This window comes from Flavobacterium fontis, from assembly GCF_900129405.1.
Classification (GTDB): domain Bacteria; phylum Bacteroidota; class Bacteroidia; order Flavobacteriales; family Flavobacteriaceae; genus Flavobacterium; species Flavobacterium fontis.
The window spans coordinates 18785-39578 of the sequence record NZ_FQVQ01000012.1 but is presented as its reverse complement, the minus strand read 5'-3'; the positions used below and the strand labels follow the sequence as shown (position 1 = coordinate 39578).

Below are 20794 nucleotides of genomic sequence, written 5' to 3'. Positions count from 1 at the left end.
AGGCTTTCCGCAGTACGCACCTCCCTAACGTCCGGTGGGTACTTGCTGCAATCCTTCACGCACTTAGGGGACCGCAACAGCGGGAGGTTAGAATTCGAGTTTCTTTTTACGCAACTCAAAATTTTGACCCAAGTATACTTTTCGTACCATTTCATCGGCGGCCAATTCTTCAGGAACACCGGCTTTCAAAATGCCTCCTTCAAACATTAAGTAGGTTTTGTCTGTGATGGCTAAGGTTTCTTGTACGTTGTGGTCGGTAATTAAGATACCGATATTTTTATTGCGTAATTGCGCTACAATACGCTGAATATCTTCAACAGCAACCGGGTCAACTCCCGCAAAAGGTTCGTCCAAAAGAATGAACTTCGGGTCTGTGGCTAAGGCGCGGGCGATTTCCGTACGACGCCGTTCTCCTCCCGAAAGTAAGTCTCCACGGTTGGTGCGAATATGTTGCAAGCTGAATTCATCCAATAAGCTCTCCATTTTTGCCTCTTGTTCCGCTTTCGAAAGTGAGGTCAATTGCAAAACACTCATGATGTTGTCTTCCACACTCAACTTCCGAAACACCGATGCTTCTTGCGCCAAATAGCCAATGCCGTGTTGCGCGCGTTTGTACATCGGAAACTCTGTAATGTTCAAATCGTCGAGGTAAATCGTTCCCGAATTGGGTTTGACCAACCCGACAATCATGTAGAAGGAGGTTGTTTTTCCAGCACCATTCGGACCCAATAGTCCTACAATTTCGCCTTGGTTTACCTCCACCGAAATGCCTTTTACGACCGTTCGTTTTTTATAGGTTTTAATCAGCTGTTCAGCGCGTAATTTCATAAGTTAGCAAACGTTTAGGGGACAAGGTACTACTTTTTCATCGTGTTCATCGCCCAATAAAGTGTTAAATGATTAGGGCTCTTGCGTTTCCAAAGCTTCCCAAAATTCGTAAGCACGACGCAAATGCGGAATCACAATGGTACCGCCAACCAAAGTGGCAATTCCCATGGCTTCCATCATTTCGGCTCTTGAAACACCTTGCTTGTAAGCGGTCTCCAAGTGGTATTTGATGCAATCGTCGCACCGCAATACCGCAGAAGCGACCAATCCCAAGAGTTCTTTGGTTTTCACATCCAAAGCTCCTTCGGCGTAAGCGTTGGTGTCTAAATTAAAGATGCGTTTGATGACCAAATTATTGTCGGCCATCAATTTTTCGTTCATTTTTGAACGGTAACTGTTGAATTCTTCTACGAGATTACTCATGCTTTTAATCTTCTTTTTTCTACTACAGCGGCAATAATTACACTGGCTTCAAATACCAAGAGCATCGGGATCGATACGGTCACCTGACTCACCACATCGGGGGGGGTAACGATAGCAGCAATAATTAATACAATAACGATGGCATACCGACGGTATTTACGCAAAAAAGCAACCGTAATTAGTCCTAATTTGGTCAAAAAGTAAATGATCACCGGCAATTCAAAAAACAAGCCACTGACCAAAACCGAACTCTTAATCATACTGATGTAGGATTCCAAATTGAATTCGTTCACCACTGCAGTACTTATTTGAAATGTGGATACAAAGTTGATGGTCATCGGGATAATCACAAAATACCCAAACAACACTCCTAAAAAGAACAAAAGCGAAGATACAATGATAAAGGCTTTGGCGCTTTTTCGCTCCTTTTCGTACAATGCGGGACTGATGAAATTCCAAAATTGGTAAATGATATACGGAAAGGCCAAGATGAACCCGGCGGTAATACATATCCAAATAAAGGTATTGATTTGTCCCTCCATCGAGGTGTTTTGGATTTTAAAGTCCAAATCAGTAATGCAAATATTTTCAGCAATGCCTAAATATTTAGAGGCATCACAAAAAAAACGGTAGGTGACAAATTCGGCTTTCGTAGGTCCGAAAATGACAGTGTTGAATAAAAAATCATTGACCATGTATGTGGCAAACGCCATAATGACTGTGGCCAACGAGCAACGAACCAATACCCATCGCAACTCCTCCAAATGCTCCATGAAGGACATTTCTTTATGTGCTTTTTTTGCCATTAGACGACGCCTTCTTTTAAAATATCATGCAAATGAATTACACCCAAATATTGTGTGCCTTCCACCACAACCAGCTGCGTGATCGCATATTGTTCCATACGATTCAACGCATCCACCACTAGTGTGTCGGGCGCAATTGTCTTAGGATTGACGGTCATGATATCACGTGCTTTCCAGCCCGTAATGGTTTCTGTTTTATTCAACATGCGCCGAATATCCCCATCGGTAATAATTCCGATGACCTGTTCGGCCTCCAGCACAGCGGTGACTCCCAAGCGGCCTTCCGAAATCGACACAATCACTTGTTTAATGTCTGAATCTGGGGCCACCATCGGACGGTGAGCTGTATCGAGAAGGTCGTTTACTTTCAATAAAAGTTTTTTTCCCAAAGCGCCTCCTGGATGGTATAAGGCAAAATCTTCTGCTGTAAATTGACGCATTTCAATCAAACAAACCGCAAGCGCATCTCCCATAGCCAATTGAGCCGTGGTGCTGTTGGTAGGAGCCAAATTATTGGGGTCAGATTCGCGTTCTACCCAAGTATTCAATACATAATCAGACGCTTTACCCAAATAGGATTCTGAGTTGCCCGTCATACCAATGAGTACATTGCCTTGCCGTTTTAGTAAAGGGACCAATACTTTGATTTCGGGACTGTTTCCACTTTTGGAAATGCACAACACGGGGTCGCCCGGTTGCACCATGCCTAGGTCGCCATGAATCGCTTCAGAAGCATGGAGAAAAAGGGCAGGGGTTCCCGTGGAGTTGAGGGTAGCGACAATTTTTTGGGCAATAATAGCACTTTTTCCAATGCCTGTGATGACCAAACGTCCTTGGGTTTGAAACAAAAGTTCCACCACCGCGACAAAGGAATCATCCAGAAATTCAGCGAGTTTGGCAATCGAAACACTCTCTGACAATAAGGTGCGTCGTGCACACTCGACTAAGGCTTCTTTCGTTATCAAAATGAAATGTTATAAAATTTGTACGTACAGAAGTTTATTGTATATTTATGGTTGCAAATTTAGATAAAAATACCTGTAACTAAAGAATGAATTCCAACGAAATTGACATCCACGCAGCGTTAAAGAAGTATTTTGGATTTTCCCAATTCAAAGGGTTGCAAGAGCGTGTGATTCGAAGTGTGATTGATAAGCAGAACACTTTTGTGATTATGCCAACGGGGGGCGGAAAGTCGCTATGTTACCAATTGCCCGCCTTGATTCAAGAAGGTACTGCTATTGTGGTCTCTCCCTTAATTGCTTTGATGAAAAATCAAGTCGATGCGATTCGCAGTTTGTCGGCGACCGAGGGAGTGGCGCATGTGCTTAATTCTTCCTTAAATAAAACGGAAGTGAATCAGGTGAAAAAGGATATTGCCACAGGGGTAACCAAGTTGTTGTATGTGGCTCCCGAATCCCTCACCAAAGAGGAATATGTTGAGTTTTTACAATCTGTGCCGATTTCTTTTGTTGCTATTGATGAAGCGCATTGTATTTCGGAGTGGGGCCATGATTTCCGTCCTGAATACCGTAATTTACGAGCGATTATCAAACAATTAGGGAATATTCCAGTGATTGGTTTGACGGCAACGGCCACGCCCAAAGTGCAAGAAGATATACTCAAAAACTTAGACATGACCGACGCTACGGTTTACAAAGCGTCGTTCAATCGACCCAATTTGTTTTATGAAGTACGCACCAAAACTAAAAATGTAGAGGCCGACATCATTCGTTTTATTAAACAAAACAAAGGGAAATCGGGTATTGTCTATTGTTTGAGTCGCAAAAAAGTAGAAGAAATTGCGCAAGTATTGCAAGTAAATGGAATTAGCGCAGTGCCGTATCACGCGGGACTCGATGCAAAAACCCGTGCCAAACACCAGGATATGTTTTTGATGGAAGATGTGGAAGTGGTGGTGGCAACGATTGCCTTTGGAATGGGGATTGACAAACCCGATGTGCGTTTTGTTATTCATCATGATATCCCAAAATCCTTAGAAAGTTATTACCAAGAAACCGGTCGTGCCGGTCGTGATGGTGGTGAAGGGCATTGTATTGCCTACTATTCGTACAAGGATGTAGAAAAACTCGAAAAGTTTATGGCCGGAAAACCCGTGGCCGAACAGGAGATAGGATTTGCATTGTTGCAAGAAGTGGTCGCTTATGCAGAGACATCGATGTCGCGGCGTAAGTTTTTACTCCACTATTTTGGGGAAGAATTTGATACCGAAACGGGAGAGGGTGCCGATATGGATGATAATGTGCGCAATCCCAAGTCGAAAACTGAAGCCCAAGCACAAGTCAAGATGCTGTTGGAAGTTGTTCGCGACACCAAACATCTGTATAAATCCAAAGAAATTGTCTTTACCCTTATCGGTCGGGTCAATGCCATTATTAAGGCGCATCGCACCGATACCCAACCTTTTTTTGGGTGTGGAAAAGCATTTGACGAGCGCTATTGGATGGCACTGATTCGTCAAGTATTGGTCGACGGTTTATTGCATAAGGATATCGAAACGTATGGAATTTTGAAAGTATCCGAGAAGGGACATGCGTTTATCGCTACGCCACACTCGTTCTTGATGTCGGAAGACCATGAGTACAGTGAAAGTGAAGATGAAACAATTGTAGCTGCTTCCAAAGCGACCGGTACTGCCGATGAAGCCTTAATGGCCATGCTAAAAGAGTTGCGTAAAAAAGTAGCCAAGCAATTGGGAGTACCTCCCTTTGTGGTGTTTCAAGACCCGTCTTTGGAAGATATGGCACTCAAGTATCCCATCACCATTGATGAACTAACCAATATACATGGTGTAGGGGAAGGGAAAGCAAAAAAGTATGGAAAAGATTTTGTCGCGCTGATTGCCCGCTATGTTGAAGACAACGAGATTATTCGCCCCGATGATTTGGTGGTGAAATCTACTGGAGCTAATTCTTCAAACAAGCTTTATATCATTCAAAATATCGACCGAAAATTATCCCTCGAAGATATTGCTTCCGCCAAAGGTATGAATATGGATACGTTGCTGAAAGAGATGGAGCAAATTGTCTATTCAGGAACCAAGTTGAATATTGGGTATTGGATTGATGAAATACTCGATGAAGACCAACAAGAGGAGATTCATGAGTATTTTATGGAGTCTGAAACCGACCGTATTGAAGATGCTCTACGCGAGTTTGATGGCGACTATGATATTGAAGAACTACGGTTGATGCGTATTAAATTTATCAGTGAAGTAGCCAATTAGGCATAAATTACGCTTAAAGTTTGGAACCGCTATTCAACCCATTGAGTGGCGGTTTTTTTTATTCCATAACTCATAATTCATAATTCATAACTCATAATTCATAATTCATAATTTCATTCATACACCTCTCCCCGGTGCGGTTTTAACGCATCCCGTACGGCAATCATTTGCGATTCTGGTACCACCATGTAGGCGATGGCATGCATTTCATGAATAATTTCATAGCCGGTTATTTCAAGAGGTAGCTTTTCTATTTGGATATATTCTTTTAAATGAATTTCATGATGTTCTGCTGTTTTTGCCGCGGCAGGTCCCCTAAAATCCCAAATGAGTTTGATGTTGCGATTCATTAAGTATTTAATTTTCAGTAACTATGGTTTTTTTATATATTTGAAAAAACAAACAAAACCTATGAAACAAAAGTACATTTTAATTCTATTATTTATGCTCCTTTGCATAAATCAAAGTCAGGCTCAAGGGAATTATACCGTTAATGCAATTCCGTATGTCCCATTTCAAGCGTCTATGACCAATATCAATACCAATGATGACATGTGTTCGGGATTGATTCCACTTCCTTTTTCGTTTGATTACTACGGGGCAACTTACAATCAATTGGTTATCAGTACCAATGGGTATGTTGATTTTCGAAGCTCAAGTGCCAACCTTGGATCGCCCTTTGCTTTTACGCAAAACGTACCGGCAGCTAATTTTCCGGTGAAAAACTCTATCCTAGGGGCATATCAAGATTTGTATAACACAACAGGAGGTTTTATAGGCTATGGAACCTATGGTACGGCTCCTTATCGAAAATTTGTGGTGTATTATTATCAAAATGCCTTATTTGCATGTTCAACTCGTCGAAGCACATTCCAAATTGTTTTACACGAAACCTCCAACCTTATCGATGTCATTCTCATCGACAAACAAGCCTGTCCGAACTCCAATGCTGGTCGCACTGTAACGGGACTTATTGATGCTACTGGGGCCAATGGGATTACCCCACCAGGACGAAATACTGGATTTTGGGCTGCTGCGCAAGAGGCATGGCGATTTGCTCGACCCGGTTATTATGCCAATTACAGTTATGTAGTGTGTGATCCCAACAACGATGGAGTTGGGGAATATCTTTTGGCAACCTTACGCAATGATTTAGCTCCTACTAATCCCTCGTCGGTTGTTTTGTATGAAACATTAACCGATGCTACGGTTCAGGCTAATCCCATTGGTGGTACTGTATACAACTCGCTTTCATCCAATCAAGTGATTTATGCAGCCTTTAACGGGCAAATCAAAGCGGTAACGTTGCAGGCTATTGATTGTGCCCTTGACGTAGATGTGGATACGGTGCCTACTGCATTGGAGGATTTGAATGGCGACACAAATTTGGCTAATGATGATACCGATGGCGATGGAATTCCAAATTACGCTGATAATGATGATGACGGCGACATGATTCTTACTAATCTAGAATACGTTTTCCCACGAATGAATGCCAATGCGGCCCAAAATGCGTTATTAGATACCGATGCCGATGGAGTTCCCAATTATTTGGATAACGACGATGATGGAGATGGTGTTTTGACCTATTTAGAAGATTACAATGGCAACGGAAATCCCGCTGACGATGATACGAATGGCAATGGAACTCCCGACTATATGGAAAGCAATGTGGCTTTAGGGACCACCGAACTCACAGCAGGAATCATTGGGGTTTATCCTAATCCGGCTCAAGACATATTGTACATTCAGAATGATCAAAATATACTTCTTCAATCTATAGCGATTTATAATGTACAAGGAACATTGGTAAAAACTATCCCTCAAGCGTCCACAGTTTCCTCCATTCCAGTGAGCGAACTGGCATCTGGGTTATATTTAATTCAATGGACAACAGAAAAAGGAGTCGCTACTACCAAGTTTGTGAAGCAATAACCTTGCAATAATTTATTTTCAAAAAGTCGGTTGTATTACCGACTTTTTTTATATTTCAAAAAAATACCCATGAACTTTCGCATAACTAGTCTAATATTTCTTTTTACTCTTTTTGGAAAAGCCCAAGAGCTTACTCTTGATCGCGCCAACGGTTTAGCGCGTTTGCCCTTAAAATGTTTGCAACAAGAGTATCCCAATAAGTTAAATCAATTGCTTCTCGATGGGAGCGAATTGGGTTCTCCCAAAACGTTACATCCTGCCTTTTACGGTTGTTTTGACTGGCATTCGGCTGTGCATGGGCACTGGAGCTTGGTTTACCTACTAAATTATTTTCCTCAATTAGAAAGTAAGGCATTGATTCTCGAAAAATTACAAACCAATCTCAGTAAAGCCAACATTGAAGTAGAAATAGCTTATCTATCCAAAAAGCATGAGAAATCGTTTGAACGAACCTACGGATGGGCGTGGGTGTTGAAGTTGCAGATGGAGTTAGAACGCAGTAATGATCCCGCCTTGAATGCTTTGGGGGAAAACCTCAAGCCACTTTCTCAATTGTTGTGCGAGCGCTACATTGAATTTTTACCCAAACTAAATTATGCCCTTCGGGTGGGAACGCACACCAACACGGCTTTTGGTATGGCTTTGGCCTGGGATTATGCCGTTTATTCCAAAAATGTCGCCTTACAACAAAGTTTGCACCATAATGCACTTCGTCTTTTTTTAAACGATCAAAATTGTCCCTTTGCCTGGGAGCCAAGTGGAACCGATTTCTTGTCGCCTTGTATGGAGGAAATCGGATTAATGCAACGGATTATGGAACCCAATGCTTTTTTGAAATGGTTAAAGGCATTTGCGCCCGATTTATTTCGTAAAAATTATACCTGGGAACCGGGCAAGGTAAGCGATCGCACCGACGGTCATCTCGTGCATTTAGATGGTTTAAATTTTAGTCGGGCTTGGAATTTATACCGATTGAGTCAAGCTTTTCCCAAAGTGCTTGGACATTTGAAGGCCATTGCGCAACAACACCTTACCTTTTCATTGCCCGCGATTGTAGATGGAAACTACGAAGGCGAACATTGGTTGGCGTCTTTTGCATTGTATGCATTTGAAGCCCAAGGAACGTTAGAAAAGTAGTACTTTTGCCTCATGCCACGAGAACTTCAATTTCAAGTCACCCCCGAAGTCGCCGCACAACCTGAATTGCTTCAGCAACATGTTGCCCGTCTTATGCACGTTGGTGTAAAAGATATTCAACATGTTATCGTTCGAAAACGGAGTATCGACGCCCGTCAACGCGCCATAAAAATCAATATTAAGGCAAACGTTTATTTCCAAGGCGAAGCCATCACCGAAGAGGAGGTTCGCTTGCCCGACTACCCCAATGTGGCTCATAAAACCCCTATAATTATTGTGGGTGCGGGTCCAGCGGGATTATTTGCTGCCTTGCAATTGATTGAATTGGGACTGAAGCCTATTGTTATTGAACGGGGCAAAGATGTGCGCGGTCGCCGACGGGACTTGAAAGCCATCAATCGCGATCATGTGGTGGATGAAGATTCCAATTATTGTTTTGGCGAAGGCGGGGCAGGAACCTATTCGGATGGGAAATTGTATACGCGTTCAAAAAAGCGAGGCGATGTCGATCGTATCCTGCGATTATTGGTAGGGTTTGGCGCTTCCCCCGAAATTTTGGTCGAAGCGCATCCGCATATTGGGACCAATAAATTACCCCAAATTATCCAAGATATTCGCGAAGCCATTATTCATTTTGGGGGCGAAGTGTTGTTTGAGTCTCGCGTGACCGATATTTTGGTGACCCATGGCGAAGTACAAGGGGTTGAACTCCATAATGGACAACGTTTGCAGGCGAAAAAACTCATTTTGGCAACAGGCCATTCTGCTCGCGATATTTTTGAATTACTCCATCGAAAAAAAATTCTTATTGAAGCCAAGCCTTTTGCTTTGGGCGTTCGCGCAGAACATCCGCAATCGTTAATCGATCAAATTCAATACTCTTGTGACTTTCGCGGGGAGTTTTTACCACCAGCGCCGTATGCGATTGTCAAGCAAGTTAACGGGCGCGGGATGTATTCGTTTTGTATGTGTCCAGGTGGTGTGATAGCGCCGTGTGCCACGAGTCCCGGGGAAGTGGTAACCAACGGTTGGTCGCCCTCCAAACGTGATCAAGCAACGGCCAATTCGGGTATAGTGGTTGAATTGCGGCTTGAGGATTTCAAACCCTTTGCCAAGTTTGGCCCTTTGGCTGGGATGGAATTTCAAAAAGATATCGAGCAGCGTGCATTCCTTTTGGCGGGTCAAACCCAAAAAGTCCCTGCCCAACGCATGGTGGATTTCTCCCAAAAGAAAGTGTCGGCCGAAATTCCAAAGACGTCTTATGTTCCTGGTACGACTTCGGTAGAGTTGGGGGAGGTATTTCCTACTTTTTTAACCCAAATTATGCGTGAAGGATTTGTGCAATTTGGAAAGTCGATGAAAGGCTATTTTACCAATGACGCCATTTTACATGCCCCCGAGAGTCGAACTTCCTCACCGGTGCGGATTCCCCGTGATCCGATTACCTTAGAACATCTACAAATCAAAGGGTTGTATCCCTGTGGTGAAGGTGCTGGCTATGCAGGGGGAATTATTTCGGCGGCAATTGATGGGGAGAAATGTGCGCTCAAAATTGCGGAATCGATTCCCTAAAAAATACCCCAAAGAGCAGCTAACTTTTTGGGGGAAATTGATTATTGCGTTTTTTTATTTTTCAACCGGTCTTTAAACACCTTTTCAAACTTTTCCACTTTGGGGCGAACAACCATTTGACAATAGGGTTTGTTGGCATTGTTGGCGTAGTAATTTTGGTGGTATTCTTCAGCTGCCCAGAATTTTTTGAGCGGTTCTAGGGTGGTTACAATTTTGGACGGATACACGTTTCGGAAGTTCAACGCGTCAATCAACGCTTGTGCCTCTTTTTTTTCATCCTCATTTTTATAAAAAATCACCGAACGGTATTGGGTACCCACATCGGCTCCTTGTCGGTTCAACGTAGTGGGGTCGTGTACGGTAAAGAACACTTGATAAATTTCATCCAAACTGGTTACGTTGGGATTGTACGTGATTTCTACTACCTCTGCGGCTCCCGTTCTACCGGTACAAACTTCTTCGTAACTCGGATTCTCCACGGTGCCTCCCGCATAGCCAGAAACCACTTTTTCTACGCCATTCAAGTTTTGGTATACGGCTTCCACACACCAAAAACAGCCCCCTCCCAAGACTACCGTTTTCAATTGCGCAGCTTTTTCTGCCGAATCGGGTACAAAATCAAGCGAAACGGCATTCATGCAATAGCGTTTTCCCGTGGGTTCGGGTCCGTCGTCAAACAAGTGTCCCAAATGGCTGTCACAACGACTACACAAGGCTTCAACCCGTTGCATACCGTAGGAATTATCAGGTCGAAACCAAATGCTTTTGGGATTGTCTTGTTCAAAGAAACTGGGCCAACCGCAACTGCTGACAAATTTTTGCTGGGAACGGAACAGTTTATTTCCACAAGCGGCACAATAGTAGGTGCCTTTGGTTTCACTTTTCCACATCGAACCCGTAAAGGCACGTTCGGTATCGGCATGGCGTGCTACTTCATAAAGGTCGGGGGGGAGCACTTTTTTCCATTCGGCATCCGACAAAACGAGTTTGCTTGTGTCGGTGTTTGAGTAATACGGATTTTCGGGTTTTTGAATAGTATTTTCCATGGTTGTTTTTTTTGTTTTTTGGGAGTGTTGCGGTTGATTTTGACCACAGGCGGTTGTGGTAAATAAGCTTAAACTAAGTAATAAACAATATATTTTTTTCATGTTTTCAATGCTTTACGATACAAAGGTATCAAGCAAATACGTTCCAAATCGTAATTTAGTTTACAAAGGGCGTTGCTTTAAGGAAAGTTTAACGGTTGTTTGTAAAGCTTCGACAAAATTACACAAGAATTGTTGTACTTTTGACCCTAGACATCCCGCTATGAAAGAAGAACAAGTCATTTTAGTCAATGCCAACGATGAGCCGATTGGTTTGATGAACAAGTTGGAAGCCCACGAAAAAGCCATGTTGCATCGGGCCTTTTCTGTTTTTGTATTAAATGATAAAAATGAAGTGATGTTGCAACAACGCGCACATCACAAATACCATTCTCCATTGCTGTGGACCAATACCTGTTGCAGTCACCAACGCGCAGGTGAAACCAATATTCAGGCGGGCAAAAGACGTTTGGAAGAAGAAATGGGATTTGTAACCGAATTAAAGGAGCTGTTCCATTTTATCTATAAAGCGCCTTTTGATAATGGGTTGACCGAACACGAACTGGATCACGTGATGATTGGGTATTACAACGGTGAGCCGGCCATTAATCCAGAAGAAGTAGAAGGTTGGAAATGGATGGATATCGAGGCCATTCGCGAAGACATGAAAAACCATCCTGAGATTTACACCGTATGGTTTAAAATCATATTTGACGAATTTTATCATTACCTCGAAGACCATAAATTATAATCATGCGCGTTACAGTATCCCGAAAAGCCCATTTCAACGCTGCACATCGTTTGTATCGCAAAGATTGGACGATGGAGCAAAACCAAGCGGTGTTTGGTAAATGTAATAATCCCAATTTTCACGGCCACAACTACGAACTTATTGTTTCTGTTACCGGAGAAATTGACCCTGAAACAGGGTATGTGATCGATGTGAAAATTATTTCCGACTTGGTAAAAACCCTTGTGGAAGATGCATTTGATCACAAAAACCTCAATTTGGATGTGCCAGAATTTCACGATTTGAATCCAACCGCTGAGAATATAGCCGTTGTGATTTGGCACAAACTGCGTCCTCATATCGGATTAGATAAAGATTTAGAAGTGGTGTTGTATGAAACGCCTCGAAATTTTGTGACCTACAAAGGGAATTAATCATGGCATTACGAAAGGGTTCATTGGTTCCTAATTTTACAGCAACCGATAGTCAGGGAGAACAATTCGATAGCGCCACGGTTTTCGGGAAGCAATGGGTGGTGCTCTTTTTTTATCCAAAAGATGATACGCCGGGTTGTACCACACAAGCGTGTGCCTTTCGCGATCGATATCAAGATTTCACCGATTTAGGTGCAGTAGTGATAGGAGTTAGCGCTGATGGGGTGGCTTCTCACCTTCGATTTCAAAGCAAATATAAACTCCCATTTACCCTCTTGGCCGATACCCAAAAGAAAATTCGAACCTTGTTTGGTGTTCCTAAGGATTTATTGGGTTTGGTTGACGGTCGCGCGACTTATGTTATAGGTCCCGATCAAAAGATTCACTTCATTTTTGATTCCTTAAGCGGAAGTGGCCACATGGAGCGTGCCTTAGCTTTTTTGAAAAGTAAGGTTTAACCTCATTTTTTTTATTCAATACAACAAACAGCCTATTTTTGCTTTTTATATTTAAGTACTATGGATTGGTATCCCTTGGTTTTCAACCCTATCATTAAAGAGCGAATTTGGGGCGGAACAAAATTGCGCGACGTTTTACACAAACCTATTGTTTCTAACATTTCAGGGGAGAGTTGGGAACTTTCAACGGTTCCCGGCGATGTGAGTGTAGTTGCCAACGGAGCACTCGAAGGAACCGATTTAAATGCGGTTGTTGCCCTCAATCCAAAAGCGGTTTTGGGGAAGAAAGTGGTGGCACAATTTGGCGATCAATTTCCATTATTGTTTAAGTTTTTGGATGCCCGTGAGGATTTATCCATTCAGGTGCACCCCAATGATGCTTTGGCGAAAGAACGTCACAATTCCTTTGGTAAAACGGAAATGTGGTATGTGATGCAAGCCGATCCTGGTGCTCAATTGATCGTAGGATTCAAAGAGGATTCCAATGCTGAAGCCTATAAAACCGCCTTGGCACAACACCAAGTAGTAGATTTGTTGGCCAAACATTCGGTACAAAAAGGGGATGTTTTTTTTCTAGAAACAGGGACGGTGCATGCCATTGGAGCAGGGACATTGATTGCCGAAATTCAGCAAACCTCTGATATCACCTACCGTATTTATGATTTTGATCGAAGGGATGACCAAGGGAATCTCCGAGAATTACATACAGAATTGGCATTGGAGGCGATAAATTACCAGCGTACGGAAAGTAAAAAAACGTATGCCCAAAACACGAATGTATCCAACGTGATGGTCGATTGTCCCTACTTTACGACTTCTTTTATTCCGTTGACCGATACAGCAAGTGTTCATTGTACAAACGATTCTTTTACCGTTCTTATGGTGATGGAGGGCGATTGCACGCTTTTGTATGGTGATAAAAAGATGGAATTAACAAAAGGGACAACAATTTTATTGCCCGCAGCTTTAGAGGCGGTCCAGTTGAAGGGGAATGCCGAATTGTTAGAAATCACAATTTCCTAACCGCATTCCGAAGATAATCCTTACCTTTGCCCAAATTTAAAATACCAAGCATTATGGCCAGTGTAAGAAACTTAAAAAAAGACATTAACTACGTATTGGGCGATATTATCGAAGCCGTTTATTTGTTGGAAATGACCACCGCAGGGAAACCTACCGAACCGACCCAAGCCATCATTACAGAGGCTTTAGTAGCTTTTGATGATTTGATGACGAAAGTAAATGCCAAAAACGTTGAAAATAGAAAAGCGCATTTCAAGCAAATCAATACTGAATTGGAAGCGACTGCGAATCAGTTGGTTGATAAAATTAACGCTTTGTAAGACTGATTTTTTTCCAAAAAGTGACGGAAATATTTTGGAGAATTCAAATTCAAATTTATATTTGCATCACAATACACCGCCGGTGTAGCTCAGCTGGCTAGAGCAGCTGATTTGTAATCAGCAGGTCGTGGGTTCGAGTCCCTCCATCGGCTCTTCAAAGGAACACAAATGTGTTCCTTTTTTTTATCGGGTTGGTAGAGAAACACAATTGTGTTTCTCTACCAACCCAAATATAAAAAGGCTCCGCATAGGGAGCCTTTTTTGTATTTAGGTCATCGAATTATTTTCGAGCCATGACTTTTTCACAAGCCGCTACAATTGAAGCGCTGTTCAAGCCGTATTTTTCCATCAACTGTTCGGGTGTGCCGCTTTCACCAAACGAATCTTTTACAGCCACAAATTCTTGCGGAGCAGGGTGGTGTAAAACCAAGGTTCGCGCCACACTCTCGCCCAAGCCGCCTAAGAAATTATGTTCCTCAGCAGTTACAACGCAACCCGTTTTGGCAACCGATTTCAAAATCGCCTCTTCGTCCAACGGTTTAATCGTGTGAATATTGATGACTTCTGCCGACACTCCGCGTGCTTCCAGAGCCTCTGCGGCAACCAACGCTTCCCAAACCAAATGACCCGTAGCAATAATGGTTACATCGGTTCCTTCATTCAATACAATCGCTTTTCCAATGATAAAAGGTTCGTCTGCCGGGGTAAAGTTAGGCACTACCGGACGACCAAAACGTAAATAAGCCGGACCATGATGATCGGCCAAAGCCAAAGTCGCCGCTTTTGTTTGGTTATAGTCACAGGTATTGATTACGGTCATGCCAGGGAGCATTTTCATCAAACCAATATCTTCTAGAATTTGGTGCGTGGCGCCATCTTCTCCTAAGGTCAATCCGGCATGTGAGGCACAAATTTTGACATTTTTATCGGAATAGGCTACCGATTGACGAATTTGGTCATAGACGCGACCAGTTGAGAAATTGGCAAAGGTTCCCGTAAACGGAATTTTCCCACCAATGGTTAACCCTGCGGCAATACCAATCATATTGGCTTCAGCAATTCCTACCTGGAAAAAGCGTTCGGGGTGGTTTTTTTTGAAATCGTCAAACTTTAACGAGCCAATTAAATCGGCACATAAAGCGACCACATTTTCGTTTTTCTGACCCAATTCGGTCATCCCTGCGCCAAATCCGGAGCGGGTATCTTTACTTCCTGTATTTTCGTATTTTTTCATGATGTGTTGCCAATTAATAGTCTCCTAACGTTGCTGGATTTTGTGCCAAACCGCTTTCCAATTGCGCATCATTGGGCGCTTTACCGTGCCAAGCGTGGGTATGCATCATAAAATCGACGCCATTCCCCATTTCGGTATACAACAAAACGGCTACCGGTTTGCCTTTTCCTGTTCTGGCTTTTGCTTCTTTCATACCCGCTAGAATTGCTTCGATGTTGTTTCCCTCTTTGATTTCCAAAACGTCCCAATCAAAGGCTTCAAATTTAGCACGTAAATTCCCCAATGACATGACATCCTCGGTTGAGCCGTCAATTTGTTGCCCATTGTAATCTACTGTTGCAATGAGGTTGTCTACTTTTTTGGCCGAAGCATACATAATGGCTTCCCAATTTTGACCTTCTTGTAACTCACCGTCACCAGTTAAAATATAGACTAATTTGTTGTCTTTATTTAATTTCTTAGCTTCCGCGGCGCCAAGGGCAACCGAAAGTCCCTGACCCAAAGATCCCGAAGCCATTCGCACGCCCGGAAGTCCTTCGTGGGTGGTAGGGTGTCCTTGTAAACGAGAGTTTAATTTTCGGAAGGTGGCCAATTCCTCCACTGGAAAATACCCGCTTCGTGCGAGTACACTGTAAAAAACAGGGGAAATATGACCGTTGGAAAGGAAGAAAATATCTTCTCCAATCCCGTTCATATCAAAGCCTTCTTTGCGTTCCATCACCTCTTGAAAAAGGCATACTAAAAACTCAGCACAACCCAAAGAACCTCCCGGGTGACCCGAATTTACAGCATGTACCATACGAAGGATGTCGCGACGTACTTGTGTTGTTAAATCGTGTAGTTGTTGCATGTTAGACATTGTTGTGGTATTAAAATGTGGCACAAAAGTACACCGATTCTGCGGCTTATACAAATCTTAAAAACGTACATACTCCATTCCTTTTAATTCATAATTTCTAATTTAACATTCACAATTCATTTAGGGCGTGTCCCCGCCATCCTTCCTCGCTTTCAATTCACTTTAGTTAAGCGGGGTCGGGCTGTCCGTTTCAAGTCCGCGCTTGTCGTACCTCCGCGCTGTGGGCTTTCCACTGCCATCCCTCACGCAATCCTACTAAAAACAACCTTGGGTGCTTTGTGTCAAATTTTGTTTTACACGGTAAGTATATTTCATCATTGCCCCACCTACCTACCTAACGGCAGGTTGCCACATTGTCTCATCGGCACATCGGCACATTGTCTCATTACCCCATTATCTCATTAAGGAAATCTTAATCCCACTAGCCCTTTCCCAAAAAAAAGTATCTTTGTCGGCTGAAATCCCTTTCGATGAAATTTGAGTTACTGCATACCGATCCCCAATCCCAAGCCCGTGCGGGTAAAATTACGACTGACCACGGGTTCATTGAAACCCCTATTTTTATGCCTGTCGGGACTGTAGCTTCCGTCAAAGGGGTGCATCAACGCGAACTCCGTGACGATATTAATCCCGATATAATTTTAGGAAATACCTACCATTTGTACTTGCGTCCACAGTTGGATATTTTAGAAAAAGCTGGCGGCTTGCACAAGTTCATGAATTGGGATCGAAATATTTTGACCGATAGTGGAGGATACCAAGTGTATTCACTTTCTGCCAACCGAAAAATCAAGGAAGAAGGGGTGAAATTTAAATCACATATCGATGGTTCCTACCATTTTTTCTCCCCCGAAAACGTCATGGAAATTCAACGCACCATTGGCGCCGATATTATCATGGCTTTTGACGAGTGTACACCCTATCCGTGTGATTACCGCTATGCCAAACGCAGTATGCACATGACCCACCGCTGGTTGGACCGTTGTGTGGCGCATTTGAAAACATTACCGCCAAAATACGGGTACGAACAAACGTTATTTCCCATTGTTCAAGGAAGTACGTACAAAGATCTACGCCAAATGTCGGCCGAATATATCGCCAATGTAGGGGCAGAAGGGAATGCTATTGGGGGATTGTCGGTGGGAGAACCTGCTGAGGAAATGTATGCCATGACCGAAGTGGTGACCGCCGTACTTCCGAAAGACAAACCCCGCTATTTAATGGGGGTAGGTACGCCCATTAACATTTTGGAAAATATTGCTTTGGGAATTGATATGTTTGACTGTGTCATGCCCACACGCAATGCCCGTAATGGGATGTTGTTTACCGCCCATGGGGTGATTAATATTAAAAATAAAAAGTGGGAAGACGATTTTTCTCCTATCGACGAAATGGGAATTACCTTTGTCGATACCGAATATTCCAAAGCTTACCTACGTCACTTGTTTGCTGCCAATGAATACTTGGGCAAACAAATTGCTACGATTCACAATTTAGGGTTCTACCTTTGGTTGGTTCGTGAAGCCCGAAAACACATCATCGCAGGCGATTTCCGGGATTGGAAAAATAAAATGGTACAACAAATGAGTCAACGTTTGTAATGAAAATTATTGATCGCTACATCTTAAAACGGTACTTGGTGACGTTTGCCACCATGCTATTGCTATTTATTCCTATTGGGATAACCATTGACGTAGCTGAAAAAGTCAATAAAATGATTGAAAATCGCGTTCCTTTTCCTGCGATTGCTCAATATTATGTGGACTTTACCATTTATTTTGCCAATTTATTATTCCCTATTTTTCTGTTTCTATCCATCATTTGGTTTACCTCCAAATTGGCCAATAACACCGAAGTTATCGCCATATTGAGTTCGGGAATTTCCTTTACCCGCTTTTTACGTCCGTACCTCATTGGTGCTGCTATGGTTTCGGTTTTTGCCTTGCTGATGGGATTCTTTTTGGTGCCCAAAGCCAGTGAAGGATTCAAAACATTTCGATTCATGTATTTGATTGGAAATGGCCAAAATGAAATGCGCGACAATTCCGATGTGTACCGACAAATCAGCGATAACGAATATATTTATGTCAGTTCCTACAATCCCGATAGCAAATTAGGGTTCAACTTTTCTATGGAGCGGTTTAAAGGCGATTCATTAGTCTATAAAATTACCGCCGATCGGATTAAATTCAACGAGAACGACAGCACCTATTCGCTTTTTGAATATAAAAAACGAAAAGTAGGTGCGCTCAATGATGTACTCGAAATTGGAACGCGAAAAGACACCATCCTGAAGTTTGATGTCGATGAGCTAACCCCCACGGTTTATGTTGCAGAGACCTTAAATTACTTTGACTTGATAAAATTTATCGAAAAAGAAAAAAAACGGGGCTCCGCCAATATGAACACCTATTTGGTTGTGTTGTATAAAAAATATAGCGTTCCTGTTTCAGCCTTTATTTTAACCGTGATTGCCGTGGCAGTTTCCTCCATGAAACGACGCGGCGGTATGGGTATTAATTTGGTTATTGGAATTGTCATTGCTTTTGCTTTTGTCTTTATGGACAAGGTTTTTGGGGTTTTGGCCGAAAAGTCCAGTGCACCACCCATGCTTTTGGTTTGGTTGCCCAATCTTATTTTTGGTATTTTAGCTCTTTACTTACTGCGCAATGCCAAACGATAAATTTCGAAGTCTCCTGCTGCTTCACCTCATAGTATTCATTTGGGGATTTACGGCCATTATCGGCAAGCTCATTACCTTAGACGCTTTAGCTTTGGTATGGTTTCGTATGTTGTTTGCCGTTTTTTTTATTGGCGCTTATGTGGGGTATCATAAAATTTCATGGCGGCATTCTCGATCCATGATTCCCATTTTTCTTGGCGCTGGAATTGTGATTGCCTTACATTGGTTTACGTTTTTTAAAGCGATTAAAGTGTCAAATGTTTCGGTTACCCTAGCCTGTTTGTCTACAGGGGCTTTTTTTACCTCGTTGTTGGAACCTCTTTTCACCGCCAAAAAAATAGTGCGGTACGAGCTTTTCTTTGGGGTACTGGTTATCGCTGGATTGACCTTGATTTTTAAAGTTGAAACTCATTTTATTACCGGTATTGGTTTGGCCTTGCTTTCGGCATTTTTATCGGCCTTATTTGCGGTGTTAAATTCCCGTTGGGTCGCCCAACATGAGCCCGTAGTAATTACTTTGTTTGAACTGTTGGGTGGAGTGTTGTTTTTCTCGATTTTATTGGCACTATCGGGCAGTTTTACCGCCCCTTTTTTTCAATTATCCTGGAGCGATTTGGGGTATTTATTATTGCTTAGTTCGGTGTGTACCGCTTTTGCCATGATTGCTTCCACCGCCTTACTTCGGGTGTTGGATGCTTACACAGTAATGCTCACCATCAATTTAGAACCCGTGTATGGGATAATTTTAGCCATGCTTCTCTTTGAAGACACCGAAACCATGAGTGGTACCTTTTATCTGGGTGCGATTATTATTTTAGTTACGGTGATCGCCAATGGGATTCTGAAATCGCGCTCAACTTCCTAGTGTATTGTTTACAATTAATCCCTTTTTTTTATTTCCACAAAAAAAGGAAACCCCTATCTTTGTATTTCGAACTTTTACTAAACCCTATATTGTATGGAGTATTTAGATTTTGAGCTTCCCATCAAAGAATTGGAAGACCAATTAGAAAAATGTGAGCTTATTGGTCAGGAGTCCAATGTAGATGTAACGAATACCTGCAAACAAATCGAAAAGAAATTAGAAGAAACCAAAAAGAAAATATATAAGAATCTTACGGCTTGGCAACGCGTGCAACTTTCGCGTCATCCCAACCGTCCGTATACTTTAGAGTACATTACGACGCTCACCGACGGTACATTCTTGGAACTGTTTGGCGACCGCAATTTTAAAGACGATAAAGCCATGATTGGCGGATTAGGAAAGATTGGCGGACAGTCTTTTATGCTAATTGGTCAACAAAAAGGAATCAATACCAAAATGCGGCAATACCGTAATTTCGGGATGGCCAATCCTGAAGGCTATCGCAAAGCCTTGCGTTTGATGAAAATGGCTGAAAAGTTCGGTATTCCCGTCATTACCTTTATCGATACACCAGGGGCTTATCCCGGAATGGAAGCGGAAGAACGTGGACAAGGGGAGGCCATAGCACGAAATATCTTCGAAATGTCACGCTTACAAGTGCCCATTATTTGTGTCATTATTGGCGAAGGCGCTTCTGGAGGAGCTTTAGGAATTGGTGTAGGAGATCGCGTATTCATGTTGGAAAACACCTGGTATTCTGTAATTTCTCCTGAATCATGTTCGTCTATTTTGTGGAAAAGTTGGGATTTTAAAGAGAAAGCTGCCGAAGCGTTGAAACTGACGTCTACCGATATGAAAAAGCAAAAGTTGGTCGACGATGTCATTCCCGAACCGCTAGGCGGAGCACACTACGATAAAGCAACGACATTTGCAACCGTGAAAGAATATATTTTAAACGCTTTCCAAGAACTCAAAGATTTATCAACATCCGAGCTTGTCGCCAATAGAATGGACAAGTACAGCAAGATGGGCGAGTTTAAAGAGTAAAAAAGTAGTTCACAATACCCTTAATCCGAAGCCCGTGGTTTCGGATTTTTTTTGTGTTGTTAACAAAATAGTATGAGTTATAAACAAGGTGGTGGTAATAAGTCCTCC

Annotated in this window: 21 protein-coding genes and 1 tRNA gene; 14 read left to right on the top strand and 8 right to left on the bottom strand. The window is 42.6% G+C overall.

Annotated elements, in window-relative coordinates; all coding sequences use genetic code 11:
- Positions 1 to 87 precede the first annotated feature (87 nt).
- The 4 genes from lptB to BUC17_RS10130 form a co-directional block, all read right to left on the bottom strand.
- Complete coding sequence (gene lptB, locus BUC17_RS10145; RefSeq protein ID WP_073363964.1) at positions 88 to 828, bottom strand: LPS export ABC transporter ATP-binding protein; 741 nt, start codon at positions 826 to 828, stop codon at positions 88 to 90.
- Between the two features lie 72 nt (positions 829 to 900).
- Positions 901 to 1251, bottom strand: a complete 351-nt coding sequence (locus BUC17_RS10140) for a carboxymuconolactone decarboxylase family protein (protein WP_073363962.1) — start codon at positions 1249 to 1251, stop codon at positions 901 to 903.
- Complete coding sequence (gene tatC / locus BUC17_RS10135; RefSeq protein ID WP_073363960.1) at positions 1248 to 2057, bottom strand: twin-arginine translocase subunit TatC; 810 nt, start codon at positions 2055 to 2057, stop codon at positions 1248 to 1250. Before tatC ends, BUC17_RS10140 begins: the two co-directional genes overlap by 4 nt.
- Positions 2057 to 3022: a KpsF/GutQ family sugar-phosphate isomerase gene (locus tag BUC17_RS10130; RefSeq protein WP_073363958.1), complete on the bottom strand. Its 966-nt coding sequence runs from the start codon at positions 3020 to 3022 to the stop codon at positions 2057 to 2059. The genes tatC and BUC17_RS10130 overlap by 1 nt, the downstream gene beginning before the upstream one ends.
- An 86-nt stretch (positions 3023 to 3108) precedes the next feature.
- Between BUC17_RS10130 and recQ the strand changes: the two genes are divergently transcribed.
- Positions 3109 to 5304, top strand: coding sequence for a DNA helicase RecQ (recQ, locus tag BUC17_RS10125; RefSeq protein ID WP_073363956.1), 2196 nt, complete (start codon positions 3109 to 3111; stop codon positions 5302 to 5304).
- 113 nt (positions 5305 to 5417) lie between these two features.
- Here the strand turns inward: recQ and BUC17_RS10120 are convergent, their stop codons facing one another.
- Positions 5418 to 5654 carry a hypothetical protein gene (locus BUC17_RS10120; protein ID WP_073363954.1) on the bottom strand — a complete coding sequence of 79 codons (237 nt, stop codon included), beginning with the start codon at positions 5652 to 5654 and terminating at the stop codon, positions 5418 to 5420.
- A gap of 61 nt (positions 5655 to 5715) precedes the next feature.
- Here BUC17_RS10120 and BUC17_RS10115 point away from each other — a divergent pair, with 61 nt between their 5' ends.
- The 3 genes from BUC17_RS10115 to BUC17_RS10105 all read left to right on the top strand — a co-directional run bounded on the left by BUC17_RS10115 (position 5716) and on the right by BUC17_RS10105 (position 9948).
- Positions 5716 to 7239: a T9SS type A sorting domain-containing protein gene (locus tag BUC17_RS10115; protein ID WP_073363952.1), complete on the top strand. Its 1524-nt coding sequence runs from the start codon at positions 5716 to 5718 to the stop codon at positions 7237 to 7239.
- 69 nt (positions 7240 to 7308) lie between these two features.
- Positions 7309 to 8376 (top strand): DUF2891 domain-containing protein, encoded by a 1068-nt coding sequence (locus tag BUC17_RS10110; protein ID WP_073363950.1) that lies wholly within the window; start codon positions 7309 to 7311, stop codon positions 8374 to 8376.
- A 12-nt stretch (positions 8377 to 8388) separates the two neighbouring features.
- A complete protein-coding gene (locus BUC17_RS10105) occupies positions 8389 to 9948 on the top strand; it encodes an NAD(P)/FAD-dependent oxidoreductase (protein WP_073363948.1) in 1560 nt (519 codons plus the stop codon).
- Between the two features lie 41 nt (positions 9949 to 9989).
- On the opposite strand, the gene BUC17_RS10100 is transcribed toward BUC17_RS10105, so the two are convergent.
- The gene (locus tag BUC17_RS10100) at positions 9990 to 11096 is read right to left on the bottom strand and encodes a bifunctional methionine sulfoxide reductase B/A protein (protein WP_083544883.1); all 1107 of its coding nucleotides are present in this window, start codon (positions 11094 to 11096) and stop codon (positions 9990 to 9992) included.
- Between the two features lie 160 nt (positions 11097 to 11256).
- Between BUC17_RS10100 and idi the strand changes: the two genes are divergently transcribed.
- The 6 genes from idi to BUC17_RS10070 all read left to right on the top strand — a co-directional run bounded on the left by idi (position 11257) and on the right by BUC17_RS10070 (position 14150).
- Positions 11257 to 11784: an isopentenyl-diphosphate Delta-isomerase gene (idi, locus tag BUC17_RS10095; protein ID WP_073363946.1), complete on the top strand. Its 528-nt coding sequence runs from the start codon at positions 11257 to 11259 to the stop codon at positions 11782 to 11784.
- Positions 11785 to 11786: 2 nt separating this feature from the next.
- Positions 11787 to 12197, top strand: coding sequence for a 6-pyruvoyl trahydropterin synthase family protein (locus tag BUC17_RS10090; protein ID WP_073363944.1), 411 nt, complete (start codon positions 11787 to 11789; stop codon positions 12195 to 12197).
- Between the two features lie 2 nt (positions 12198 to 12199).
- On the top strand, positions 12200 to 12655 hold the full coding sequence (locus BUC17_RS10085; RefSeq protein ID WP_073363943.1) for a peroxiredoxin: 456 nt from the start codon (positions 12200 to 12202) through the stop codon (positions 12653 to 12655).
- A gap of 60 nt (positions 12656 to 12715) precedes the next feature.
- Positions 12716 to 13678: a type I phosphomannose isomerase catalytic subunit gene (locus BUC17_RS10080; protein WP_073363941.1), complete on the top strand. Its 963-nt coding sequence runs from the start codon at positions 12716 to 12718 to the stop codon at positions 13676 to 13678.
- A 53-nt stretch (positions 13679 to 13731) separates the two neighbouring features.
- Positions 13732 to 13998: a hypothetical protein gene (locus BUC17_RS10075; RefSeq protein ID WP_073363939.1), complete on the top strand. Its 267-nt coding sequence runs from the start codon at positions 13732 to 13734 to the stop codon at positions 13996 to 13998.
- Positions 13999 to 14076: 78 nt separating this feature from the next.
- A tRNA-Thr gene (locus tag BUC17_RS10070) sits at positions 14077 to 14150 on the top strand.
- A 128-nt stretch (positions 14151 to 14278) separates the two neighbouring features.
- Here the strand turns inward: BUC17_RS10070 and BUC17_RS10065 are convergent.
- Positions 14279 to 15232, bottom strand: a complete 954-nt coding sequence (locus BUC17_RS10065; RefSeq protein ID WP_073363938.1) for a transketolase family protein — start codon at positions 15230 to 15232, stop codon at positions 14279 to 14281.
- A gap of 13 nt (positions 15233 to 15245) precedes the next feature.
- Positions 15246 to 16091: a transketolase gene (locus tag BUC17_RS10060; RefSeq protein WP_073363936.1), complete on the bottom strand. Its 846-nt coding sequence runs from the start codon at positions 16089 to 16091 to the stop codon at positions 15246 to 15248.
- Between the two features lie 470 nt (positions 16092 to 16561).
- Here BUC17_RS10060 and tgt point away from each other — a divergent pair, with 470 nt between their 5' ends.
- From tgt to BUC17_RS10040, 4 genes are all read left to right on the top strand, one after another.
- On the top strand, positions 16562 to 17692 hold the full coding sequence (tgt, locus tag BUC17_RS10055; RefSeq protein WP_073363934.1) for a tRNA guanosine(34) transglycosylase Tgt: 1131 nt from the start codon (positions 16562 to 16564) through the stop codon (positions 17690 to 17692).
- The gene (locus BUC17_RS10050) at positions 17692 to 18774 is read left to right on the top strand and encodes an LptF/LptG family permease (protein ID WP_073363932.1); all 1083 of its coding nucleotides are present in this window, start codon (positions 17692 to 17694) and stop codon (positions 18772 to 18774) included. Before tgt ends, BUC17_RS10050 begins: the two co-directional genes overlap by 1 nt.
- Positions 18761 to 19639: a DMT family transporter gene (locus tag BUC17_RS10045; RefSeq protein ID WP_073363929.1), complete on the top strand. Its 879-nt coding sequence runs from the start codon at positions 18761 to 18763 to the stop codon at positions 19637 to 19639. The genes BUC17_RS10050 and BUC17_RS10045 overlap by 14 nt, the downstream gene beginning before the upstream one ends.
- A gap of 93 nt (positions 19640 to 19732) precedes the next feature.
- Entirely contained in the window at positions 19733 to 20686 is a 954-nt protein-coding gene (locus BUC17_RS10040) for an acetyl-CoA carboxylase carboxyltransferase subunit alpha (protein WP_073363927.1), read from the top strand.
- Positions 20687 to 20794: the final 108 nt, after the last annotated feature.

Excerpts from the sequence above, each read along its gene's own strand:
- lptB (WP_073363964.1), bottom strand. The coding sequence starts at position 828 with ATGAAATTACGCGCTGAACAGCTGATTAAAACCTATAAAAAACGAACG.
- recQ (WP_073363956.1), top strand. The coding sequence starts at position 3,109 with ATGAATTCCAACGAAATTGACATCCACGCAGCGTTAAAGAAGTATTTT.
- idi (WP_073363946.1), top strand. The coding sequence starts at position 11,257 with ATGAAAGAAGAACAAGTCATTTTAGTCAATGCCAACGATGAGCCGATT.
- tatC (WP_073363960.1), bottom strand. The coding sequence starts at position 2,057 with ATGGCAAAAAAAGCACATAAAGAAATGTCCTTCATGGAGCATTTGGAG.
- BUC17_RS10045 (WP_073363929.1), top strand. The coding sequence starts at position 18,761 with ATGCCAAACGATAAATTTCGAAGTCTCCTGCTGCTTCACCTCATAGTA.
- BUC17_RS10115 (WP_073363952.1), top strand. The coding sequence starts at position 5,716 with ATGAAACAAAAGTACATTTTAATTCTATTATTTATGCTCCTTTGCATA.
- BUC17_RS10060 (WP_073363936.1), bottom strand. The coding sequence starts at position 16,091 with ATGTCTAACATGCAACAACTACACGATTTAACAACACAAGTACGTCGC.
- tgt (WP_073363934.1), top strand. The coding sequence starts at position 16,562 with ATGAAATTTGAGTTACTGCATACCGATCCCCAATCCCAAGCCCGTGCG.
- BUC17_RS10080 (WP_073363941.1), top strand. The coding sequence starts at position 12,716 with ATGGATTGGTATCCCTTGGTTTTCAACCCTATCATTAAAGAGCGAATT.
- BUC17_RS10065 (WP_073363938.1), bottom strand. The coding sequence starts at position 15,232 with ATGAAAAAATACGAAAATACAGGAAGTAAAGATACCCGCTCCGGATTT.
- BUC17_RS10105 (WP_073363948.1), top strand. The coding sequence starts at position 8,389 with ATGCCACGAGAACTTCAATTTCAAGTCACCCCCGAAGTCGCCGCACAA.
- BUC17_RS10075 (WP_073363939.1), top strand. The coding sequence starts at position 13,732 with ATGGCCAGTGTAAGAAACTTAAAAAAAGACATTAACTACGTATTGGGC.
- BUC17_RS10040 (WP_073363927.1), top strand. The coding sequence starts at position 19,733 with ATGGAGTATTTAGATTTTGAGCTTCCCATCAAAGAATTGGAAGACCAA.
- BUC17_RS10110 (WP_073363950.1), top strand. The coding sequence starts at position 7,309 with ATGAACTTTCGCATAACTAGTCTAATATTTCTTTTTACTCTTTTTGGA.
- BUC17_RS10090 (WP_073363944.1), top strand. The coding sequence starts at position 11,787 with ATGCGCGTTACAGTATCCCGAAAAGCCCATTTCAACGCTGCACATCGT.
- BUC17_RS10085 (WP_073363943.1), top strand. The coding sequence starts at position 12,200 with ATGGCATTACGAAAGGGTTCATTGGTTCCTAATTTTACAGCAACCGAT.
- BUC17_RS10120 (WP_073363954.1), bottom strand. The coding sequence starts at position 5,654 with ATGAATCGCAACATCAAACTCATTTGGGATTTTAGGGGACCTGCCGCG.
- BUC17_RS10140 (WP_073363962.1), bottom strand. The coding sequence starts at position 1,251 with ATGAGTAATCTCGTAGAAGAATTCAACAGTTACCGTTCAAAAATGAAC.
- BUC17_RS10100 (WP_083544883.1), bottom strand. The coding sequence starts at position 11,096 with ATGAAAAAAATATATTGTTTATTACTTAGTTTAAGCTTATTTACCACA.
- BUC17_RS10050 (WP_073363932.1), top strand. The coding sequence starts at position 17,692 with ATGAAAATTATTGATCGCTACATCTTAAAACGGTACTTGGTGACGTTT.